Below are 19,749 nucleotides of genomic sequence, written 5' to 3' on the forward strand. Positions count from 1 at the left end.
GACTTAGTCCGTGTCCAGCGGGCCCATGGCCGTGGTGTTGAAGCCACCGTCGACGTAAAGGATCTCGCCGCTGATGCCACTGGCCAGGTCCGAGCAGAGGAAGGCGCCAGCGTTGCCGACTTCCTCGATGGTCACGTTGCGCCGCAGCGGCGTCTGGCGTTCGTTGGCGGCGAGCATCTTGCGGAAGCTCTTGATGCCCGAGGCGGCGAGGGTGCGGATCGGGCCGGCGGAGATTGCATTGACCCGGGTGCCTTCCGGGCCGAGGCTGCTGGCCAGGTAGCGCACGCCGGCTTCCAGGCTGGCCTTGGCCATGCCCATCACGTTGTAGTTGGGCATCGTGCGTTCGGCGCCCAGGTAGGAGAGCGTCAGCAGGCAGCCGTTGCGGCCCTGCATCAGTTCGCGGCCGGCCTTGGCCAGGGCGACGAAGCTGTAGGCGCTGATGTCGTGGGCGATGCGGAAGCCATCGCGGGTGGTGACTTCGGTGAAGTCGCCGTCGAGCTGGTCGCCCGGTGCGAACCCCACCGAGTGGACGATGCAGTCCAGGCCGTCCCACTGCTTTGCCAATGCGGCGAACACGGCTTCGATGTCAGCATCGCTGGCCACGTCGCAGGGGAAGCACAGCTCGGCGCTGGAGCCCCAGCCGGCGGCGAATTCCTCGACGCGGCTCTTGAGCTTGTCGTTCTGGTAGGTGAAGGCGAGCTCGGCGCCTTCGCGGTGCATCGCCGCGGCGATGCCGGAGGCGATGGACAGCTTGCTGGCGACACCGACGATCAGTACGCGTTTACCGGCGAGAAACCCCATGTCATTGCTTCCTTGTCTGCTGCTGGCTCAGGCTTGCGTCGGTACCATGAAGGCTGCTTCCAGCAGTTGCTGTGTGTAGGCATGTTGCGGCGCGGCGAAGACTTCCTCGGCCATGCCCTGTTCGACCACCTTGCCGTGGCGGATCACCATCAGTTGGTGGCTGAGGGCTTTCACCACCGCCAGGTCGTGGCTGATGAACAGGTAGGTCAGGTTGTACTTGGCTTGCAGCCCGCGCAGCAGTTCGACGACCTGGCGCTGCACGGTGCGGTCCAGTGCCGAGGTCGGTTCGTCCAGCAGGATCAGCGCCGGCTTGAGCACCAGCGCGCGGGCGATGGCGATGCGTTGCCGCTGGCCCCCGGAAAACTCGTGGGGGTAGCGGTGGCGGGTGTCGGGGTCGAGTCCGACTTCCTTGAGCGCCTCGATGATCGCCTGCTCGCGCTCCTCGGGCGTGCCCATGCCATGTATTTCCAGGCCTTCGCCAACGATCTGGCCCACCGACATGCGTGGGCTGAGACTGCCGAACGGGTCCTGGAAGACTACCTGCATCTCGCGCCGTAGCGGCCTGACTTCCGCCTGGTTCATGCTTTCGATGGCCTGGCCCTCGAAGCGGATGCCGCCCTGGCTGTTGATCAGCCGGAGGATGGCCAGGCCCAGGGTCGATTTGCCCGAGCCGCTCTCGCCGACGATGCCCAGGGTCTGGCCACGCGGCAGGCTGAAGTCGATGCCGTCCACCGCCTTGACGTGGTCGACGGTCTTGCGGAACACGCCTTTCTTGATCGGGAACCACACGCGCAGGTCGTCGACCTCCAGCAGCGGCGCACCGGGCTCGTTCTGCGCGGGCTTGCCGCTGGGCTCGGCACCGAGCAATTCGCGCGTGTAGGGGTGCTGTGGGGCCGCGAAGAGGGTGTCGCAATCGGCCTGCTCGACGATGCAGCCGCGTTTCATCACGCAGACGCGATGGGCGATGCGCCGCACCAGGTTGAGGTCGTGGGTGATCAGCAGCATGGCCATGCCCAGGCGCTGCTGCAGGTCACGCAGCAGGTCGAGGATCTTCAGCTGCACGGTGACATCCAGCGCCGTGGTCGGTTCGTCGGCGATCAGCAGCTCCGGCTCGCAGGCCAGGGCCATGGCGATCATCACCCGTTGTCGCTGGCCGCCGGAGAGCTCGTGCGGGTAGGCCTTGAGTCGGCTGGCGGGATTGGGGATGCCGACCAGGTCGAGCAGCTCCAGCGTACGGGCACGGGCCTGATTGCCGTTCATGCCCTTGTGCAGCGCGAGCACTTCGCCGATCTGCTTCTCGATGGTGTGCAGCGGGTTCAGTGAGGTCATGGGTTCCTGGAACACCATGGCGATGCGGTTGCCGCGGATGCCGCGCAACTTGCGCTCGGGCAGCTTGAGCAGGTCCTTGCCGGCGTACTGGATGCTGCCGGAGGGATGGCTGGCGGTGGGGTAGGGCAGCAGGCGCAGGATGGAATGCGCGGTGACCGACTTGCCCGAGCCGCTTTCGCCCACCAGCGCCAGGGTCTCGCCCTTGCGGATGTCGAAGCTGATGTGTTCTACCGCGCGCACCTGTTCGTCGCCGCAGAGGAAGTCGACGGACAGGTCGCGGACCTCGATGAGGTTTTCGTTCTGGTTCATGTCACTTCCTCGGGTCGAAGGCATCGCGGGCGGCTTCGCCGATGAACACCAGCAGGCTCAGCATCACGGCCAGCACCACGAAGGCGGTGATGCCCAGCCAGGGCGCCTGCAGGTTGGACTTGCCCTGGGCGACCAGCTCGCCCAGTGACGGCGCACCGGCGGGCAGGCCGAAGCCCAGGAAGTCCAGGGAGGTCAGGGTGCCGATCGCGCCGGTGAGGATGAAGGGCATGAAGGTCAGGGTGGAGATCATCGCGTTGGGCAGGATGTGGCGGAACATGATCGCTCCGTTGCGCATGCCCAGGGCGCGCGCTGCACGCACGTATTCCAGGTTGCGGCCGCGGAGGAACTCGGCGCGCACCACGTCCACCAGGCTCATCCAGGAGAACAGCAACATGATGCCCAGCAGCCACCAGAAGCCCGGCTGCACGAAGCTGGCGAGGATGATCAGCAGGTAGAGCACCGGCAGGCCCGACCATATCTCCAGGAAGCGCTGGCCGAGCAGGTCGATCCAGCCGCCGTAGAAACCCTGCAATGCACCCACGGCGACACCGAGGATGGAGCTGAGCACGGTGAGGATCAGGGCGAACAGCACCGACACGCGGAAGCCGTAGATCACCCGCGCCATCACATCGCGCGCCTGGTCGTCGGTGCCTAGCCAGTTTTCCGCGGTGGGCGCCGAGGGCGCCGGCACCCGCAGGTCGTAGTTGATGGTGTCGTAGCTGTAGGCGATCGGCGGCCAGAGTATCCAGCCGTCCTTCTGCGCGATCTGTTCGCGCATGTACGGGCTCTTGTAGTTCGCCTCCATGGGGAACTCGCCGCCGAAGGCGGTTTCCGGGTAGCGCTTGACCACCGGGAAATACCACTCGCCGTCGTAGCGGATCGCCAGGGGCTTGTCGTTGGCGATCAGCTCGGCACCCAGGCTGAGGATGAACAGCGTGAGGAACAGCCAGAGTGACCACCAGCCGCGCTTGTTGGCCTTGAAGCGCGCCCAGCGGCGCTGATTGATGGGAGACAGGCGCATCGGATTACTCCCGGTTCTCGAAGTCGATGCGCGGATCGACCAGCGTGTAGAGGACGTCGCTGACCAGCTTCATGATCAGGCCGAACAGGGTGAAGATGAACAGCGTGCCGAACACCACCGGGTAATCGCGGTTCAGCGCTGCCTCGAAGCTGAGCAGGCCCAGGCCGTCGAGGGAGAAGATCACCTCGATCAGCAGCGAGCCGGTGAAGAAGATGCCCAGCAGGGCCGAGGGCAGCCCCGCGATGATCAGCAGCATGGCGTTGCGGAACACGTGGCCGTAGAGCACGCGGCGCTCGGTCAGGCCCTTGGCGCGGGCGGTGACCACGTACTGCTTGCCGATCTCGTCGAGGAAGCTGTTCTTGGTCAGCAGGGTGATGGTGGCGAAGTTGCCGATCACCAGCGCGGTGATGGGCAGCGCGAGGTGCCAGAAGTAGTCGCGGACCTTGCCGCCCCAGGTCAGCTCGTCGAAGTTGTTGGAGGTCAGTCCGCGCAAGGGGAACCAGTCCCAGTAGCTGCCGCCGGCGAACAGCACCACCAGCAGGATGGCGAAGAGGAAGGCGGGGATGGCGTAGCCGACGATGATCGCCGAGCTGGTCCAGACGTCGAAGTGGCTGCCGTGGCGCACCGCCTTGGCGATGCCCAGCGGGATCGACACCAGGTACATGATCAATGTGCTCCACAACCCGAGGGAGATGGACACCGGCAGCTTCTCGACGATCAGGTCGGTGACCTTGGCGTCGCGGAAGAAGCTCTGGCCGAAGTCCAGGTGCACGTAGTTCTTGAGCATGATCCAGAAGCGCTCGGGCGCCGGCTTGTCGAAGCCGTACATGCGCTCGATTTCCTTCACCAGTTCCGGGTCCAGGCCCTGGGCGCCGCGGTAGTGCGTGCCGGCGGAGGCGACTTCACCACCGCCGCCGGAAATGCGCCCGGTGGCACCGCCGCTGGCGGCGTCGAAGCCTTCCAGCTTGGCGATCATCTGCTCCACCGGGCCGCCGGGGGCGGCCTGGATGATGATGAAGTTGATCAGCAGGATGCCGAACAGGGTGGGGATGATCAGCAGCAGGCGCCGCAGGATGTAGGCCAGCATCAGTGGGTCCCTTGGGCGACGGTGCCGTCAGCCGGCGTTTCGCTCGCGGCCTTGGCATCCGTCTTGGTCGGTACGGCCTTGTCGCGGGCCTGCCACCAGGTCTGCAGCGCGTAGCTGTAGGGCGGCAGTTTTTCCGGGTGGGCGATGCGGTTCCAGTAGGCGATGCGCCAATTGCCCAGGTACCAGTTGGGCACCACGTAGTGGCCCCAGAGCAGCGCGCGGTCGAGGGCTCGGGCGTGGCGCACCAGGCTTTCGCGGGAGCCGGCGTTGATCAGGCCTTCCACCAGAGCGTCGATGCCTGGATCGCGCAGGCCGATGAAATTGCGACTACCGGGCTTGTCGGCGCTGCTGGAATGCCAGAACTCGCGCTGTTCGTTACCGGGCGAGCTGGACTGCGGCCAACTGCTGACGATCATGTCGTAGTCGCGCGAGCGCAGGCGGTTGATGTATTGCGAGACGTCGACGCGGCGCAGCTGCATGTCGATGCCCAGCTCCGCGAGGTTGCGCTTGAAGGGCAGCAGCACGCGCTCGAAGTCCGCCTGGGCGAGCATGAACTCGAAGCTCAGCTGCTTGCCGTCGGGGCCGACCATCTTGTCGTTCTCGATCTTGTAGCCGGCCTCCAGCAGCAACTGGTAGGCCTTGCGCTTCTGCTCGCGGATGATGCCGCTGCCGTCGCTGGTGGGCGGCACGTAGACCTGGGTGAAGACCTCTGGCGGCAGCTTTTCGCGCAGCGGCTCGAGAATCTTCAGCTCCTCGGCGTCGGGCAGTTCCTTGGCGGCCATCTCGGAGTTCTCGAAGTAGCTGCCGTCACGCAGGTAGGAGCCGAAGAACAGCTGCTTGTTGGTCCACTCGAAGTCGAACAGGTTGGTGATCGCTTCACGCACGCGCGGGTCCTGGAACACCGGGCGGCGGATGTTGAAGGCATAAGCCTGCATGCCCCACGGGTTGCCGTTCACCGGCTCCTCGCGGACGATGCGGCCGTCGCGTACGGCGGGCGAGTCGTAGGCGGTCGCCCAGTTCTTCGCGATGCGCTCGTCGTTGAAGTCGAACTGCCCGGCCTTGAAGGCTTCCAGGGCGACGGTGAGGTCGCGGTAGGACTCCACCACCACGGCGTCGAAGTTGTTGAAGCCGCGGTTCACCGGCAGCTTGTCGCCCCACCAGTCCTTGACCTTCTCGTAGCGGATCGAACGGCCGGCCTCGACCTTGGCGATGCGGTACGGGCCGCTGCCCAGTGGTGGCTCCATGTTGGTCTTGTTGAAATCGCGGCTGGCCCACCAGTGCTTGGGCAGGATCGACAGCTGGCCGAGGATCAGCGGCAGCTCGCGGTTGTCGCCGTGCTTGAAGTCGAAGCGTACGCGCAGCTTGTCTTCGGCCACCACCTTGTCGACGTCCGCGTAGTAGTTGCGGTACATCGGGTCGCCGTCCTTCATCAGCGTCTCGAAGGTGAACACCACGTCTTCGGCAGTGACCGGCGTGCCGTCCTGGAAGCGCGCCTCGGGGCGCAGGTAGTAGCGGACGAAGCGGTGCTCCGGGTCCTTCTCGATCTTCTCGGCGAGCAGGCCGTACTCGGTGAAGGGCTCGTCGAGGGAGTGGAAGGTCAGGGTGTCGTAGATCAGGTTGATCTGCGGCGCGGAGTTGCCCTTGGCGATGAAGGGGTTGAGGCTGTCGAAGCCGCCGAAGTCGGAGAGGCGCAGCGTGCCGCCCTTGGGCGCATCGGCATTGACGAAGTCGAAGTGCTTGAAGTTCGCCGGGTACTTGGGCGCCTCGTCATACAGGGTGATGGCGTGCTGCGGCGCGGCCTGCGCACTGCCCAGCAGTCCCAGCAACAGGCCGGCGCAGAGCGCGGCGCGGCGGGGGCTTTTCATAGGGTTTTCTCCTGGTCTTTTTGCCACCAGGCTCGCAGACCCAGCGTATAGGGCGGCGTGGTGACGAAGGCGAAGCGGTTGCGGTACGCCAGTCGGTGCTTGTTCAGGTACCAGTTGGGAATGCTGTAGTGCTGCCACAGCAGCACCCGGTCCAGGGCGCGCGCCGCGGCTTCCTGCTGGTCGCGGTTGGTGGCGCCGAGGAGTTTCTCGAGCATCGCGTCCACCACGGGGTTGGCGATGCCTGCATAGTTCTTGCTGCCCTTCACCGCCACCTGGCTGGAATGGAAGTACTGCCATTGTTCGAGGCCGGGGCTCAGGGTCTGGGGCAGGGTCATCAGAATCATGTCGTAGTCGAACTGGTCCAGACGCTGTTTGTACTGGGCGCGGTCCACGGTGCGCAAGCTCGCATCGATGCCGATGCTGGCGAGGTTCTCGCGATACGGCTGGAGAATGCGTTCCAGACTGGGGTTGACCAGCAGGATCTCGAAGCGCAGCTGCTTGCCGTTGGCGTCCAGCAGGCGGTCGCCGGAGAGCTTCCAGCCGGCTTCGCCCAATAGACCCAAAGCGTGGCGCAGGGTTTCCCGCGGGATGCCGGCGCCCTTGGTCACCGGGACGGTGAAGGGGCGCTTGAACAGTGCTTCGGGCAGTTGCGAGCGGTACGGCGAAAGCAGCAGCCACTCCTGGCCCTGCGGTACGCCGGTGGCCGCGAGGGTGCTGTTGGGGTAGTAGCTGCTGGCGCGCACGTACGCATCGTTGAACAGCGCGCGGTTGGTCCATTCGAAGTCGAACATCATCCCCAGCGCCTCGCGCAGGCGGCGATCGGCGAAGGTCGCGCGGCGGGTGTTGAGGAACAGCGCCTGGGTCTGGGTGGGAATCTGGTGGGGGATTTCCACCTTCATAACCTCGCCCCGGCGAACGGCCGGGAAGCGGTAGTTGCTGCGCCAGTTCTTGGCCTGGTGCTCGATGTAGACATCGAACTCGCCAGCCTTGAAGGCTTCGAAGGCGATGCCGGCGTCACGGTAGAAGTCCACCTCGACACGGTCGAAGTTGTACTTGCCGCGATTCACCGGCAGGTCCTTGCCCCACCAGTCCTTGACCCGCTCGAACACCAGCCGGCGCCCCGGCACCACCTCGGTGATTCGGTAGGGGCCGCTGCCCAGCGGCGGCTCGAAGGTGGTGGCCTGGAAGTCGCGGCCTTTCCAGTAGTGCTGCGGCAGCACCGGCATCTCGCCCAGGCGCAGGATCAGCAGCGGGTTGTCGTGGCGCTTGAAGACGAAGCGGATGCTCTGTGGCGAGAGGATGTCGACCCGCTGCACTTCCTGCAGGTTGGTGCGGTACATCGGGTGGCCATGCTTGAGCAGGGTGCGGTAGGAGAACGCCACGTCGTAGGCGGTGATCGGCTTGCCGTCGTGGAAGCGGGCTTCCGGGCGCAGGTTGAACACCACCCAGCTGCGGTCCTCGGCGTATTCCACGCTGCGGGCGATCAGGCCGTAGCTGGAGGCAGGCTCGTCGCCGGACGGGTCATACAGCCCGGTCCCGACCATCAGTGGCTCGTTCAGCTCGCTGACGCCGTACTGCAGGAAGTCCGCGGTGCTGACCGGCGGGCTGCCCTTGAAGGTGTAGGGGTTGAGCGTGTCGAAGGTGCCCAGGCCCATCAGCCGCAGCAGGCCGCCCTTGGGCGCCTTGGGGTTGACCCAGTCGAAATGGTCGAAACTGGCCGGGTACTTGAGGTCGCCGAACTGGGCGTAGCCGTGGCTCTCGGTGATCTGGGCGGAGGCGGGGAGGCCCAGGAAGAGTCCCAGGAACAGGAGAGACAAGCGACGCATCAGGCGTAGGATCCGATCCCGGCTGGCTGAAGGAGAGTTGCGTCGTACAGTAGCAGCTTGTCCTTGCTGCCAGAAGACATGCGGCCGGGGCTGTGCGCCCCGGCGCAAGGTGAAACTCAGCGGCTGGCGGTATCGAGGTACAGCGTGATGGTCTGGCCCGGCTTCAGGGCCTGACCACTGCGCGGGTTCCAGCGTTTGATGTGCTGCATCTCGACGTTGAAGCGCTTGGCGATCAGGTACATCGAATCGCCCTGCTTGACCTTGTAGTAGGTCGCGGTGTCCTGCTTGGCCTTGCTCTTGCTGCTGGAAGCCAGCTGGGTAGCGGCGGCGCTCTGCAACTTGAGGGTCTGGCCGGGCTTGACGCCATGGCTGTCCAGGCCGTTCCAGCGCTTGAGGTCCGCGACCTCGACGCCGTTCTTCTTGGCGATGTTCCACAGGGTGTCGCCATTCTTCACGGTGTAGCTGCGAGTAGCGACGCGGGCGCTGGCGACGGTCTTCGAGCTTTCCACCTGGGCCAGTTGGCGCGGGCTCTCCGGCTCGATGGTCGGACGGCCGGGCTGGCCGGGGATGACCAGGGTCTGGCCATTGCGCAGACGGTTGGCGCTCAGGCGGTTGGCGGCCTTGAGTTCAGCCACGCTCAGACGGTAGCGCTGGGCGATGCTGTGCAGGCTGTCGCCTTTGCGCACGCGATAATGGCCATTGCTCGAAGCCACCAGGGGCTTGACCTGTACCGGCTCCAGGTTCGCAACGCCGGCCTTGAGCGAATCCGCCTTGGCCAGCGGCACCAGCAGGTGGTGCGGGCCATCCAAGGTCACGCCACGCTTGAAGGCGGGGTTGAGCTGCTGCAGTTCGTCCTGGTCCAGATCGCCTGCGGCGGCGACCTGGGAGAGGTCCAGGCCCGGCTTGACGCGGATCGAGGTGAAATAGGGCTGGTTGGCGATCGGGCTGAGGTTGATTCCGTAGATAGTCGGGGCATTCACCAGTTGCGACAGGGCCAGCAGCTTGGGCACGTAGTCCTGGGTTTCCTGCGGCAGCGGCAGGTTCCAGTAGTCGGTGGGCAGGCCGAGGCGCTCGTTGCGCTCGATCGCGCGGCTGACAGTGCCTTCGCCGGCGTTGTAGGCGGCCAGCGCGAGCAGCCAGTCGCCGTTGAACATGTCGTGCAGGCGGTTCAGGTAGGTCAGCGCGGCATTGGTCGACGCGGTGATGTCGCGGCGGCCGTCATAGAAGTTGGTCTGGCGCAGGTTGAAGTGCGTACCGGTGCTCGGGATGAACTGCCACAGGCCTACGGCCTGGGCACGCGACACGGCCATCGGGTTGTAGGAGCTCTCGATCATCGGCAACAGCGCCAGTTCCAGCGGCATGTCGCGCTCTTCCAGGCGCTCGACGACGTAGTGCATGTACGGCGCGCCGCGCTCGCTGGCGTTTTCCAGGAACGACTGGTTGCTCATGAACCAAAGGCGCTGACGCTCGATACGCGGGTTGGTATTGAGCTGGTCCTGCAACTGGAAGCCGCCACGCATGCGTTCCCAGATATCGTTCTGGGCCTGGTTCCAGGCTGGATTGAACTGCACGTCGACGGCGCGGGAGGCGCTGCGGGCCTGGTTGTCGCTGGCGGTCTGCTGGGTCGACTGGCAACCCGCCAGGCCCGCTGCGAGGAGGACGATGGAGACTCGGATGGCACGTGCCAATGCGTCTAGATCGGAGGTCTTTCTGGTCTTGGGCGGCATTGGCTGATGACTATGTCCGGGGCAAAAATTTCGGCGATTCTAGAAACCGAGCCTGCCCTGGTCAAGATTTCGCCAGCCTTCAGAATTGATCCTTCCAGCGGCGAATGGTCGCAAAGACCTCGTCCGGCGTGCGGATTTGCTGGCCGCTCCGCTCGTCGGCGACTTTCTTAACGGATATTTCCGACACGCGAAGGAAAGGATTCGTAGCTCGTTCTAGGGCAATGGAAGAAGGAAGGCTGATCCTGCCCTGTTCGCGCCAGCGGCTGACCCCTTCGAAGCGCGCGAGGACCTCCGGATTCTCCGGTTCGACCGCACAGGCGAAGCGCAGGTTGCTCAGGGTGTATTCGTGGGCGCAGTACACGGCGGTGCGGCCGGGCAGGGCGGCCAGCCGGCTCAGCGAGGCATGCATCTGCGCCGGCGTGCCTTCGAACAGGCGGCCGCAACCGGCGGCGAACAGGGTGTCGCCGCAGAACAGCAGTGGCTGGCTTTCATCGTCATGGCTGTTCGTTGCATGGAAATAGGCAATGTGGCCGAGGGTGTGGCCGGGCACATGGATGACTTCGAAGCCCAGCCCCAGCACTTCGACCTGGTCGCCGTCTTCCAGCGCCACGTCGCGTCCCGGAATCTTCTCTCCGGCCGGGCCCAGCACGCGGGCGCCGGTTTCCGCCTTGAGGCGGGCGACGCCGCCGACGTGGTCGGCATGGTGGTGGGTGATGATGATGTCGGTCAGCTTCCAGCCGGGATGGGCCTGCAGCCATTGCTCGACTGGCGCGGCGTCACCCGGATCGACCACCGCGCATTCGCGGCGGGTCACATCCTGCAACAGCCAGAGGTAGTTGTCGGAAAAGGCGGGCAGAGCATCTATCTGTATCATGGGTGGAAAGTCGCCAAGTGGTGGGCATTGGCGCATAGTAGTGCGGATACGCACTTTTGTGTCGCGCTGTCCCACAGGGGGTAGTGATGATCGAAGAACCCTTCGCCCAGGCCGATGCCGACTGGCTGGAGCTGATCGACCAGGCCCGCCACTGGCTGTCCGGGCCGATCGGCGGAATGATGCTCGCCGAAGAACAGCAGTTGCTGATCGACGAGCTGGAGCGCTATTTCGGCGGCTACCTGGTGCATTACGGGCCGCATGCGGAGCTGCCGGCCAGCGTTGGCAATATCCAGCGTGGCGTGCGCCTCGGGCCGCCGTTGCCCGGCGTGGAGATCGCCTGCGACGAGGCGGCCTGGCCGCTGGGCGAGCATGCCGCTGATGTGGTGTTGCTGCAGCATGGCCTGGATTTCTGCCTGTCGCCGCATCGCCTGTTGCGCGAAGCCGCGCGCAGCGTGCGTCCGGGCGGGCACCTGCTGGTGGTCGGGGTGAATCCCTGGAGTGCCTGGGGCATCCGCCACTACTTCGCCCGCGATGCCTTGCGCCGCGCCCGTTGCATCTCGCCGAACCGGGTCTGCGACTGGCTCAACCTGCTGGGCTTCGCGCTGGAGAAACGCCGCTTCGGGTGTTATCGTCCGCCGCTTGCATCGGCGAAATGGCAGGGCCGTCTGGCCCGCATGGAGACCTGGGGCCCCGTCCTGCAGGGCTCCGGCGCCGGCTTCTATCTATTGGTGGCGCGCAAGCTGGTGGTCGGTCTGCGGCCCCTGCGTCAGCCCCGTCGCGAGCCGCGCGGCCAACTGGTGCCGCTGCCGGTGGCCAAGGTCAGCCGCCGCGATTCCGAGTCCTGAAAGCGAGCCAAATGAGCGAAGAGAAAGTCGAGATCTACACCGACGGCGCCTGCAAGGGCAACCCGGGACCGGGTGGCTGGGGCGCCGTGCTGTTCTACAAGGGCGCCGAGCGCGAACTGTGGGGCGGCGAGGCCGAAACTACCAACAACCGCATGGAACTGATGGCCGCCATCATGGCCCTGGCCGCACTCAAGCGGCATTGCGATGTGCGTATCGTCACCGACTCGCAGTACGTCATGCAGGGCATCACCGAGTGGATGGTCAACTGGAAGAAGCGCGGCTGGAAGACCGCCGCCAAGCAGCCGGTGAAGAACGCCGACCTGTGGCAGGCGCTGGATGAGCAGGTAAACCGGCATACTGTCGAATGGCGCTGGGTGCGCGGCCACACCGGCCACCCCGGCAATGAGCGCGCCGACATGCTCGCCAACCGTGGCGTGAGCGAGCTGCCGCGCTAAGCGTCCGCTCTCAGAATCAAGGTCGCCCGAAGTCATTCGGGCGCATCAATCGCAAGAAGGTTTCACACAGAATGCGCAGCGTCGTACTCGATACTGAAACGACCGGTATGCCGGTCACCGACGGCCACCGGATCATCGAGATCGGTTGCGTCGAACTCGACGGTCGCCGCCTGACCGGCCGGCATTTCCACGTCTACCTGCAGCCCGACCGCGAGATCGACGAAGGTGCGATCGCGGTCCACGGCATCACCAATGAATACGTCAAGGACATGCCGCGCTTCCGTGAAGTGGCGGATGACTTCTTCGAATTCATCAAGGGCGCCCAACTGATCATCCACAACGCGGCGTTCGACGTTGGCTTCATCAACAACGAGTTCGCCCTGCTGGGGCAGTCCGAGCGTGCGGACGTCGCCGACTACTGCGGCATCCTCGACACCCTGCTGATGGCCCGCGAGCGCCATCCGGGCCAGCGCAACAACCTCGATGCGCTGTGCAAGCGCTATGGCGTCGACAACTCCGGCCGTGACCTGCACGGCGCATTGCTCGACGCCGAGATTCTTGCCGACGTCTACCTGGCGATGACCGGTGGCCAGACCAGCCTATCGCTGGCTGGCAATGGTGCGGAGGGTGACGGCAGCGGCCGTGCCACGGCCTCGGCGATCCGTCGCCTGGCGGCAGATCGCGGGTTGACCCGGGTGATTCGCGCGAGCGATGCGGAGATCGAGGCGCATGTGGCGCGCCTGGCGGTGATCGAGAAGTCCGCGGGTGGTCCGGCGCTGTGGGCGCAGATGGAGGCGCCGAAGGAGTGATCCTCCGCGCTACCTGAGAAAAGGCCCCTGAACAGGGGCCTTTTTCGTTTCCGAGGGTCAACGCACGGATGCGACTTCTGTAGGAGCGGGCCATGCCCGCGATCCGCCGGCAGGGCCGGCGCCGTTCTCTGCTCGGGTGTTGATCCTGTAACGCTGCTTTGACTTAGGCGGTTCGGCGTCGCTCTGACATACGCGCGAACTCTGTGTTTCGCCCCCTCGGGCGAGTCACTTCTTCCAAGCGCCGAAGAAGTAACCAAGAAGGCTTGCCCCGGACGTCCGGTTTTTCGCTTAGGCGAAAAACTCCCTCGTTGAATCGAAGTTTCAGGGGCACGAACTAGGCGTCCCCCCACGAAGGGCCATCCCTGGCCCATCGCGGCTCTCGCGACACAACCCCTGAAACTCCAATTCAACGAGGCCTCCTGAACGGGGCAGTCTGGAGTGCGCTGGCATTTCTCTGGAAGTCTTTTAGAGCCAGAGCCAGAGCCAGAGCAAAACGCTCAAGGTGAGCGCACCTGTCAGCCACGCGACGTTTTATTACAGCCGTCTGCCGGGTGCATTCCCCTACATTCCGTGAGCCCATACTCTGAAAGGGATCGACGCCAGTCGTACGTCCATTCAGGGGTTCACAATGTACAAAGACTTAAAATTCCCCATCCTCATCGTTCACCGCGACATCAAGGCCGATACCGTGGCCGGCGACCGGGTGAGGGATATCGCGCGGGAGCTGGAGCAGGATGGCTTCAGCATCCTTTCCACCGCCAGCTCCGCCGAGGGGCGCATCGTTGCCTCGACCCACCACGGTCTCGCCTGCATCCTGGTCGCCGCCGAGGGGGCGGGGGAGAACCAGCGCCTTCTGCAGGATGTGGTGGAGCTGATCCGCATGGCGCGGGTGCGCGCGCCACAACTGCCGATCTTCGCCCTCGGCGAACAGATGACCATCGAGAACGCGCCGGCCGAGTCCATGGCCGACCTGCACCAGCTGCGCGGCATCCTCTACCTGTTCGAAGACACCGTGCCCTTTCTCGCCCGCCAGGTCAGTCGCGCTGCGCGCAAGTACCTGGAAGGCCTGTTGCCGCCGTTCTTCCGCGCGCTGGTGGAGCACACCGCGCAGTCCAATTATTCCTGGCACACGCCTGGCCACGGAGGGGGCGTGGCCTACCGCAAGAGTCCGGTGGGACAGGCCTTCCATCAGTTCTTCGGGGAGAACACGCTGCGTTCGGACCTTTCCGTCTCGGTCCCCGAGCTGGGCTCGCTGCTCGATCACACTGGTCCGCTGGCCGAGGCGGAAGCCCGTGCGGCGCGCAATTTCGGCGCCGACCATACCTTCTTCGTGATCAACGGCACCTCCACGGCGAACAAGATCGTCTGGCACTCCATGGTCTGCCGCGACGACCTGGTGCTGGTGGACCGCAACTGCCACAAGTCGATCCTCCATTCGATCATCATGACCGGCGCCATCCCGCTGTACCTGACGCCTGAGCGCAACGAGCTGGGCATCATCGGGCCGATCCCGCTGTCGGAGTTCAGCCGCGAATCCATCGCCGCGAAGATCGAGGCCAGCCCGCTGGCGCGCGGCCGAGAGCCCAGGGTGCGGCTGGCGGTGGTGACCAACTCCACCTACGACGGCCTCTGTTACAACGCGCAGATGATCAAGCAGGCCCTGGGCGACAGCGTCGAGGTACTGCATTTCGACGAAGCCTGGTACGCCTACGCGGCCTTCCACGAGTTCTATGACGGACGCTACGGCATGGGCACCAGTCGTGACGACAGCGGCCCGCTGGTGTTCACCACTCACTCCACGCACAAGATGCTCGCCGCCTTCAGCCAGGCCTCGATGATCCATGTGCAGGATGCCGGCGCGCGGCGCTTCGAGCAGGCACGCTTCAACGAAGCCTTCATGATGCACATCTCCACCTCGCCGCAGTACGGCATCATCGCCTCGCTGGACGTGGCCTCGGCGATGATGGAAGGCCCGGCGGGGCGCTCGCTGATCCAGGAAACCTTCGACGAAGCCCTGAGCTTCCGCCGCGCCCTGGCCAATGTGCAACAGAACCTCGCGGAGAACGACTGGTGGTTCTGCGTCTGGCAGCCGCCGGGCGTCGAGGGCACTGACGAGGTGAAGACCCGCGACTGGGTGCTGGAACCCAACGCCGACTGGCACGGCTTCGGCGACGCGGTGGAAGACTACGTGCTGCTCGACCCGATCAAGGTCACCCTGGCCACGCCGGGGCTCACCGCCGGCGGGCGCCTGGATTCGCGCGGGATTCCCGCCGCGGTGGTCAGCCGCTTCCTCTGGGAGCGCGGGCTGGTGGTGGAGAAGACCGGGCTGTACTCCTTCCTCGTGCTGTTCTCCATGGGCGTGACCAAGGGCAAGTGGAGCACCCTGGTCACCGAACTGCTGGAGTTCAAGCGCAGCTACGACGCCAACCAGCCGCTGGCGGACGCGCTGCCCAGCGTCGCCCAGGCCGGCGGCGTACGTTATGCGGGTATGGGCCTGCGCGACCTCTGCGATGAGCTGCACCGTTGCTATCGCGACCACGCCACCGCCAAGGCGATGAAGCGCATGTACACGGTGCTGCCGGAAATCGCCATGCGCCCGGCGGACGCTTACGCGCAACTGGTGCGCGGCGAGGTCGAGGCGGTGCCCATCGATCGGTTGGAAGGGCGCATCGCCGCGGTGATGCTGGTGCCATATCCGCCAGGTATCCCGCTGATCATGCCGGGCGAGCGGTTCACCGAATCCACCCGCTCCATACTCGATTACCTGGCCTTCGCGCAGAGCTTCGAACGCAATTTTCCCGGCTTCGACTCCGACGTCCATGGCCTGCAGGTGCGCGAGGTAGACGGCGAGCGGCGCTATACCGTGGAGTGCTGCAAGTGACCGTCCGACTACTGACAGCAGCGACATACATCACTGTATGAAAAGTGGAACTATCCTTGTGCGCATCGGTAAAGGGAGAAATTGAGGAAAAAGGGAGGTTTCCCCCATGCGCTGTCCCGTGACGTTGCCGAACGAGAGCGAGCGCCTGAGTGCGCTCTCCGATTACGGTTTCGACGACGAAAGCCTGCTGCCCAGCCTCGACCCGGTGGTGCAGATCGCTGTGCGCATGTTCGGCATGCCGGTCGCAGCGGTGAACATGATCGGCAGTGACCACGTGTTCTTCGCCGCCGCCACCGGCATCGGCGAAGTCGACATGGGGCGCGACGTATCCTTCTGCGCCCATGCCATCGCCCAGGACGGCGTGATGGTGGTGGGCGACGCCAGCCGCGATGAGCGCTTCCACGACAACCCGCTGGTGACGGCGCCCAATGGCGTGCGCTTCTACGCGGGCGTGCCGCTGCTCTCGGTCGAGGGACAGGCGCTGGGCGCGCTGTGCATCATCGACAGCCAGCCCCACGAAGACTTTTCCGGCGAGGACCGCGAGCGTCTGGTCGAGCTGGCGCGCATGGCGTCCGACCGGCTCGAACTGCGCCGCATCGAGGTGGCCTCGTCGCGCACCCGGCCGCTGTTCGAGGAGTACGCCGGCACCTCGCCGACTCCCGTGGTCTGGTTCGACTGCTGGGGCGAGATCGGTGCCTGGAACGAAGCGGCGGCCAACCTGTTCGGCTACGACCTGATCGAAGGCAGCGGCCAGTCCTTCGAGCTGCTGCTGCCCGAGCGCAGTCGCCAGTCCTTCCGCGCCCTGATCAGCGGAGCCAGCGATGCCACCTCCCTGGACGGCATGGCCGTGCCGGGGGAAATCGCCGGCCTGCGCAAGGACGGCTCCGAACTCTCGCTGGGCCTGACGCTCTTCAGTTGGTCGGAAAGGGGCAAGCTCAAGTTCGAGGCAGTGCTCAAGGACCTCACCGCCCGCCATCGGGAAGAGGAGGCGCTGCGCCAACTGGCCAGCGTCGATGTACTCACGGGGCTGGCCAATCGCGGCCAGTTCTACCGGCGCACCGAGGAAGTCCTGGTGCAGTCGCGCCCGGCGGCCGTGCTGATGATCGACCTGGACGGCTTCAAGGACGTCAACGACTCCCTCGGCCACGCCGTCGGCGACGGCATTCTGCGGCAGGTTGCCGAGCGACTGGCCCGGCTGGCCACCGCTGGCGCCACGGTGGCGCGCATCGGTGGCGACGAGTTCGCCATCCTCGAGCCGAACCTGCTCTCGCCCGAACACGCCATGCGCTTCGCCCAGGCGGTGATCGCCAGTATCGCCGAGCCCATCGTCATCGACGCTCATGAGGTGCGGGTCGCTGCCAGTTGCGGCGTGGCTCTGGCGCCTCTGCATGCGCAGGAAGCGCTGGAGCTGGTGGGTGACGCCGACCTGGCGCTGTTCAAGGCCAAGAGCAGCGGTCGCAGCCACGCGTTTGTGTTCCTTCCGGCGCTGAAGATGGAAGCGGCGGCGCGGCACCTGTATGGCATGGAGTTGCATCGTGCCGTGGCCAACGGCGAGTTCCTGTTGTTCTACCAGCCCCAGGTCAGCCTGCGCGACGGCTCCCTGCGCGGGGCCGAGGCGCTGATCCGCTGGCAGCATCCACAGCGCGGCCTGCTGTCGCCGGCGGCCTTCCTGCCGTCGCTGGAGGGCGGCCCGCTGGCGGCCATCGTCGGTGCCTGGATACTGGATGAGGCCTGCGCCCAGGCTGCCTACTGGCGGCGCAACGGTGCGCCCGACCTGCGCATGGGGGTAAATCTGTTCGGCGCGCAGTTCCGCATGGGCAACCTGGTCACCCAGGTGTTGGAGGCACTGGAACGGCACGGCCTGCCGGCGGAGGCGCTGGAACTGGAGATCACCGAGAACATCGTGCTCAACCACGACGACACCGTTCTCAGTACCCTGCAGAGCCTGCGCTCCTATGGGGTCGGGATCGCTTTCGACGACTTCGGCACCGGCTACGCCTCCCTCAGCCTGCTCAAGACCTATCCGCTGAGCCGCATCAAGATCGACCGCACCTTCGTCATCGGCATGCTGGAGACCCAGCAGGACCTCTCGGTGATCCGCGCGATCCTCGACATGGCCCGCAGCTTCGATTTGGAGACCATCGCCGAAGGCATCGAAACCTCCGCCCAGCGCGACCGCCTGCGCGCCGAACGCTGCACCGAAGGGCAGGGCTACCTGTTCGCCAAGCCGATGCCGTCGCTGCAGTTCGAGCAGCTCTACGGGATCGGCACGCGGCAGTTCGGCTCCGCCTGAGCGGCGGAATTTCTGCAGCGGCATTGACCGCGCGGGGCGAAATCGCTCGAAACGGGCGGTCTCGTCCTGCAAAACGGTTTCCTCCTTTGCCCGGCGCTGTCTACCCTGTAGGACAGATCGCCGCTCTGCGCCCCTTCGATGGCCAGGGCGACAACACGAAAATACAGATCGCGGGCTTCTAAGGAGCGCAGATGGCGGAAGCGAAAAAGGGCAGCATGGGGTTCTGGAGCTGCACCGCGCTGGTGGTTGGCAACATGGTGGGGTCGGGGGTGTTCCTGTTGCCGTCGAGCCTGGCCGCGTTCGGCGGGCTCAGTCTGTTCGGCTGGCTGGTGTCGAGCACCGGGGCCGTGATCCTCGCCTTCACCTTCGCCCGGCTGGCGCGGCTCAACCCTGGAGCTGGCGGGCCATACGCCTATACCCGTGACGGCTTCGGCAGCTTCGCCGGCTATCTCTGTGCCTGGACATACTGGAAAGCCGCCTGGATCGGCAACGCCGCCATCGCCGTCACGCTGGTCGGTTATCTGCGGGTTTTCATTCCGGCACTGGCCGACCCGCTGCTGATGGTCGCCACGGCCATCGGCGCCATCTGGCTGTGCACCCTGATCAACCTGCGCGGCATCACCGCCTTTGCCGTGGTGCAGAACTGCTTGACCGCGCTCAAGCTGATCCCGCTGCTGCTGGTGGGCATTCTCGGCTGGTTCCACTTCAACCCCGACTACCTGACCATCCCGGCGCCCAGCGAGCTGCCGAACATGGGCTATGCCCAGGCCATCGCCACCACGGCAGCGCTGACGCTCTGGTCGTTCATCGGCCTGGAATCGGCCACTGTGCCGGCGGACGATGTGCGCGACCCGAAGAAGACCATCCCCCGCGCCACGCTGTTCGGCACCCTGGCGGCTGCCGCGGTGTACATCCTGTCGATCACCGCCGTACAGGGCCTGATGCCGCCGGAAGTGCTGGCCAAGTCCACGTCGCCGTTCGCTGATGCCGCGCGCATCCTGCTGGGCACCTGGGGCTATTACCTGGTGGCTGGCGGGGCAGTGATCGCCTGCCTCGGCGCGCTCAACGGCTGGGTATTGCTGCAGGGCCAGATCCCGGTGGCGCCGGCCCGCGACGGGCTGTTCCCCGAGTCCCTGGGCAAGCTCAACAAGAACGGCGCGCCGGCCAACGGCCTGCTGTCCTCCGGGCTGCTGGTCACCGCGCTGGTGATGGTCGATGGCCATGGCGAGCTGGTGGAGGTGTTCAACGTCATCATCCTGCTCGGCACCATGACGGGCGTCGTACCCTACGCCTTCTGCACTGCCGCGCTGATCCAGATGCTGGCGGTGAAACCGGAGTCCTTCTCCCCGCGTTCGCGCCCGCAGGTGCTGGCGATTGGTTGCCTGGGCTTCCTCTACTCGCTGTGGGCGCTCTACGGCACTGGGCAGCAGGCGATCTTCTGGGGCTTCCTGGTGTTCATGGCGGGCATCCCGATGTATACCTGGCGCCAGTACCGCAACCGCGCGCAGGGGCTGCCGATGGCCGCCGGCGACTGATTGTCGCGGCGGCCACCTTCCTGCCAGATCAAGCAGTTGGTGAGCGAATTGCGAGCGGATTCACGCCCGATGCCGTGGCCTGTGTCACAGAC

General features: G+C 65.5%; 14 protein-coding genes. 6 read left to right on the forward strand and 8 right to left on the reverse strand.

The genetic code is table 11. From position 1 onward, the window contains the following. Positions 1 to 3: 3 nt before the first annotated feature. From fabI to gloB, 8 genes are all read right to left on the reverse strand, one after another. Positions 4 to 801 (reverse strand): enoyl-ACP reductase FabI, encoded by a 798-nt coding sequence (gene fabI / locus IB261_RS10650; RefSeq protein WP_192383157.1) that lies wholly within the window; start codon positions 799 to 801, stop codon positions 4 to 6. Positions 802 to 828: 27 nt separating this feature from the next. After that, positions 829 to 2,439, reverse strand: a complete 1,611-nt coding sequence (locus tag IB261_RS10655; RefSeq protein ID WP_081516480.1) for an ABC transporter ATP-binding protein — start codon at positions 2,437 to 2,439, stop codon at positions 829 to 831. A gap of 1 nt (position 2,440) precedes the next feature. After that, positions 2,441 to 3,460 (reverse strand): ABC transporter permease, encoded by a 1,020-nt coding sequence (locus tag IB261_RS10660; protein ID WP_081516481.1) that lies wholly within the window; start codon positions 3,458 to 3,460, stop codon positions 2,441 to 2,443. Between the two features lie 4 nt (positions 3,461 to 3,464). Further along, a complete protein-coding gene (locus tag IB261_RS10665; protein WP_081516482.1) occupies positions 3,465 to 4,547 on the reverse strand; it encodes a microcin C ABC transporter permease YejB in 1,083 nt (360 codons plus the stop codon). Then, positions 4,547 to 6,412, reverse strand: a complete 1,866-nt coding sequence (locus IB261_RS10670) for an extracellular solute-binding protein (protein WP_151186567.1) — start codon at positions 6,410 to 6,412, stop codon at positions 4,547 to 4,549. Before IB261_RS10670 ends, IB261_RS10665 begins: the two co-directional genes overlap by 1 nt. Next, entirely contained in the window at positions 6,409 to 8,238 is a 1,830-nt protein-coding gene (locus IB261_RS10675; protein ID WP_192383155.1) for an extracellular solute-binding protein, read from the reverse strand. The genes IB261_RS10670 and IB261_RS10675 overlap by 4 nt, the downstream gene beginning before the upstream one ends. Positions 8,239 to 8,354: 116 nt before the next feature. Beyond that, entirely contained in the window at positions 8,355 to 9,965 is a 1,611-nt protein-coding gene (locus IB261_RS10680) for a lytic transglycosylase (protein WP_192383153.1), read from the reverse strand. A gap of 79 nt (positions 9,966 to 10,044) precedes the next feature. Beyond that, a complete protein-coding gene (gene gloB, locus IB261_RS10685; RefSeq protein ID WP_192383151.1) occupies positions 10,045 to 10,839 on the reverse strand; it encodes a hydroxyacylglutathione hydrolase in 795 nt (264 codons plus the stop codon). An 89-nt stretch (positions 10,840 to 10,928) separates the two neighbouring features. Here gloB and IB261_RS10690 point away from each other — a divergent pair, with 89 nt between their 5' ends. From IB261_RS10690 to IB261_RS10715, 6 genes are all read left to right on the forward strand, one after another. Continuing rightward, complete coding sequence (locus IB261_RS10690; protein WP_151189651.1) at positions 10,929 to 11,684, forward strand: class I SAM-dependent methyltransferase; 756 nt, start codon at positions 10,929 to 10,931, stop codon at positions 11,682 to 11,684. An 11-nt stretch (positions 11,685 to 11,695) separates the two neighbouring features. Continuing rightward, positions 11,696 to 12,139 (forward strand): ribonuclease HI, encoded by a 444-nt coding sequence (rnhA, locus tag IB261_RS10695; protein ID WP_024763291.1) that lies wholly within the window; start codon positions 11,696 to 11,698, stop codon positions 12,137 to 12,139. A 71-nt stretch (positions 12,140 to 12,210) separates the two neighbouring features. Then, positions 12,211 to 12,948 carry a DNA polymerase III subunit epsilon gene (gene dnaQ / locus IB261_RS10700; protein ID WP_151186570.1) on the forward strand — a complete coding sequence of 246 codons (738 nt, stop codon included), beginning with the start codon at positions 12,211 to 12,213 and terminating at the stop codon, positions 12,946 to 12,948. A 628-nt stretch (positions 12,949 to 13,576) separates the two neighbouring features. Further along, the gene (gene ldcA, locus IB261_RS10705) at positions 13,577 to 15,829 is read left to right on the forward strand and encodes an Orn/Lys/Arg family decarboxylase (protein ID WP_081516534.1); all 2,253 of its coding nucleotides are present in this window, start codon (positions 13,577 to 13,579) and stop codon (positions 15,827 to 15,829) included. A 106-nt stretch (positions 15,830 to 15,935) separates the two neighbouring features. Further along, on the forward strand, positions 15,936 to 18,122 hold the full coding sequence (locus tag IB261_RS10710; RefSeq protein WP_081516535.1) for a putative bifunctional diguanylate cyclase/phosphodiesterase: 2,187 nt from the start codon (positions 15,936 to 15,938) through the stop codon (positions 18,120 to 18,122). Between the two features lie 191 nt (positions 18,123 to 18,313). Beyond that, positions 18,314 to 19,657 carry an amino acid permease gene (locus tag IB261_RS10715; protein ID WP_045208363.1) on the forward strand — a complete coding sequence of 448 codons (1,344 nt, stop codon included), beginning with the start codon at positions 18,314 to 18,316 and terminating at the stop codon, positions 19,655 to 19,657. Positions 19,658 to 19,749 lie beyond the last annotated feature (92 nt).

The sequence above is a fragment of the Pseudomonas sp. PDM20 genome (assembly GCF_014852575.3).
Lineage (GTDB): Bacteria > Pseudomonadota > Gammaproteobacteria > Pseudomonadales > Pseudomonadaceae > Pseudomonas.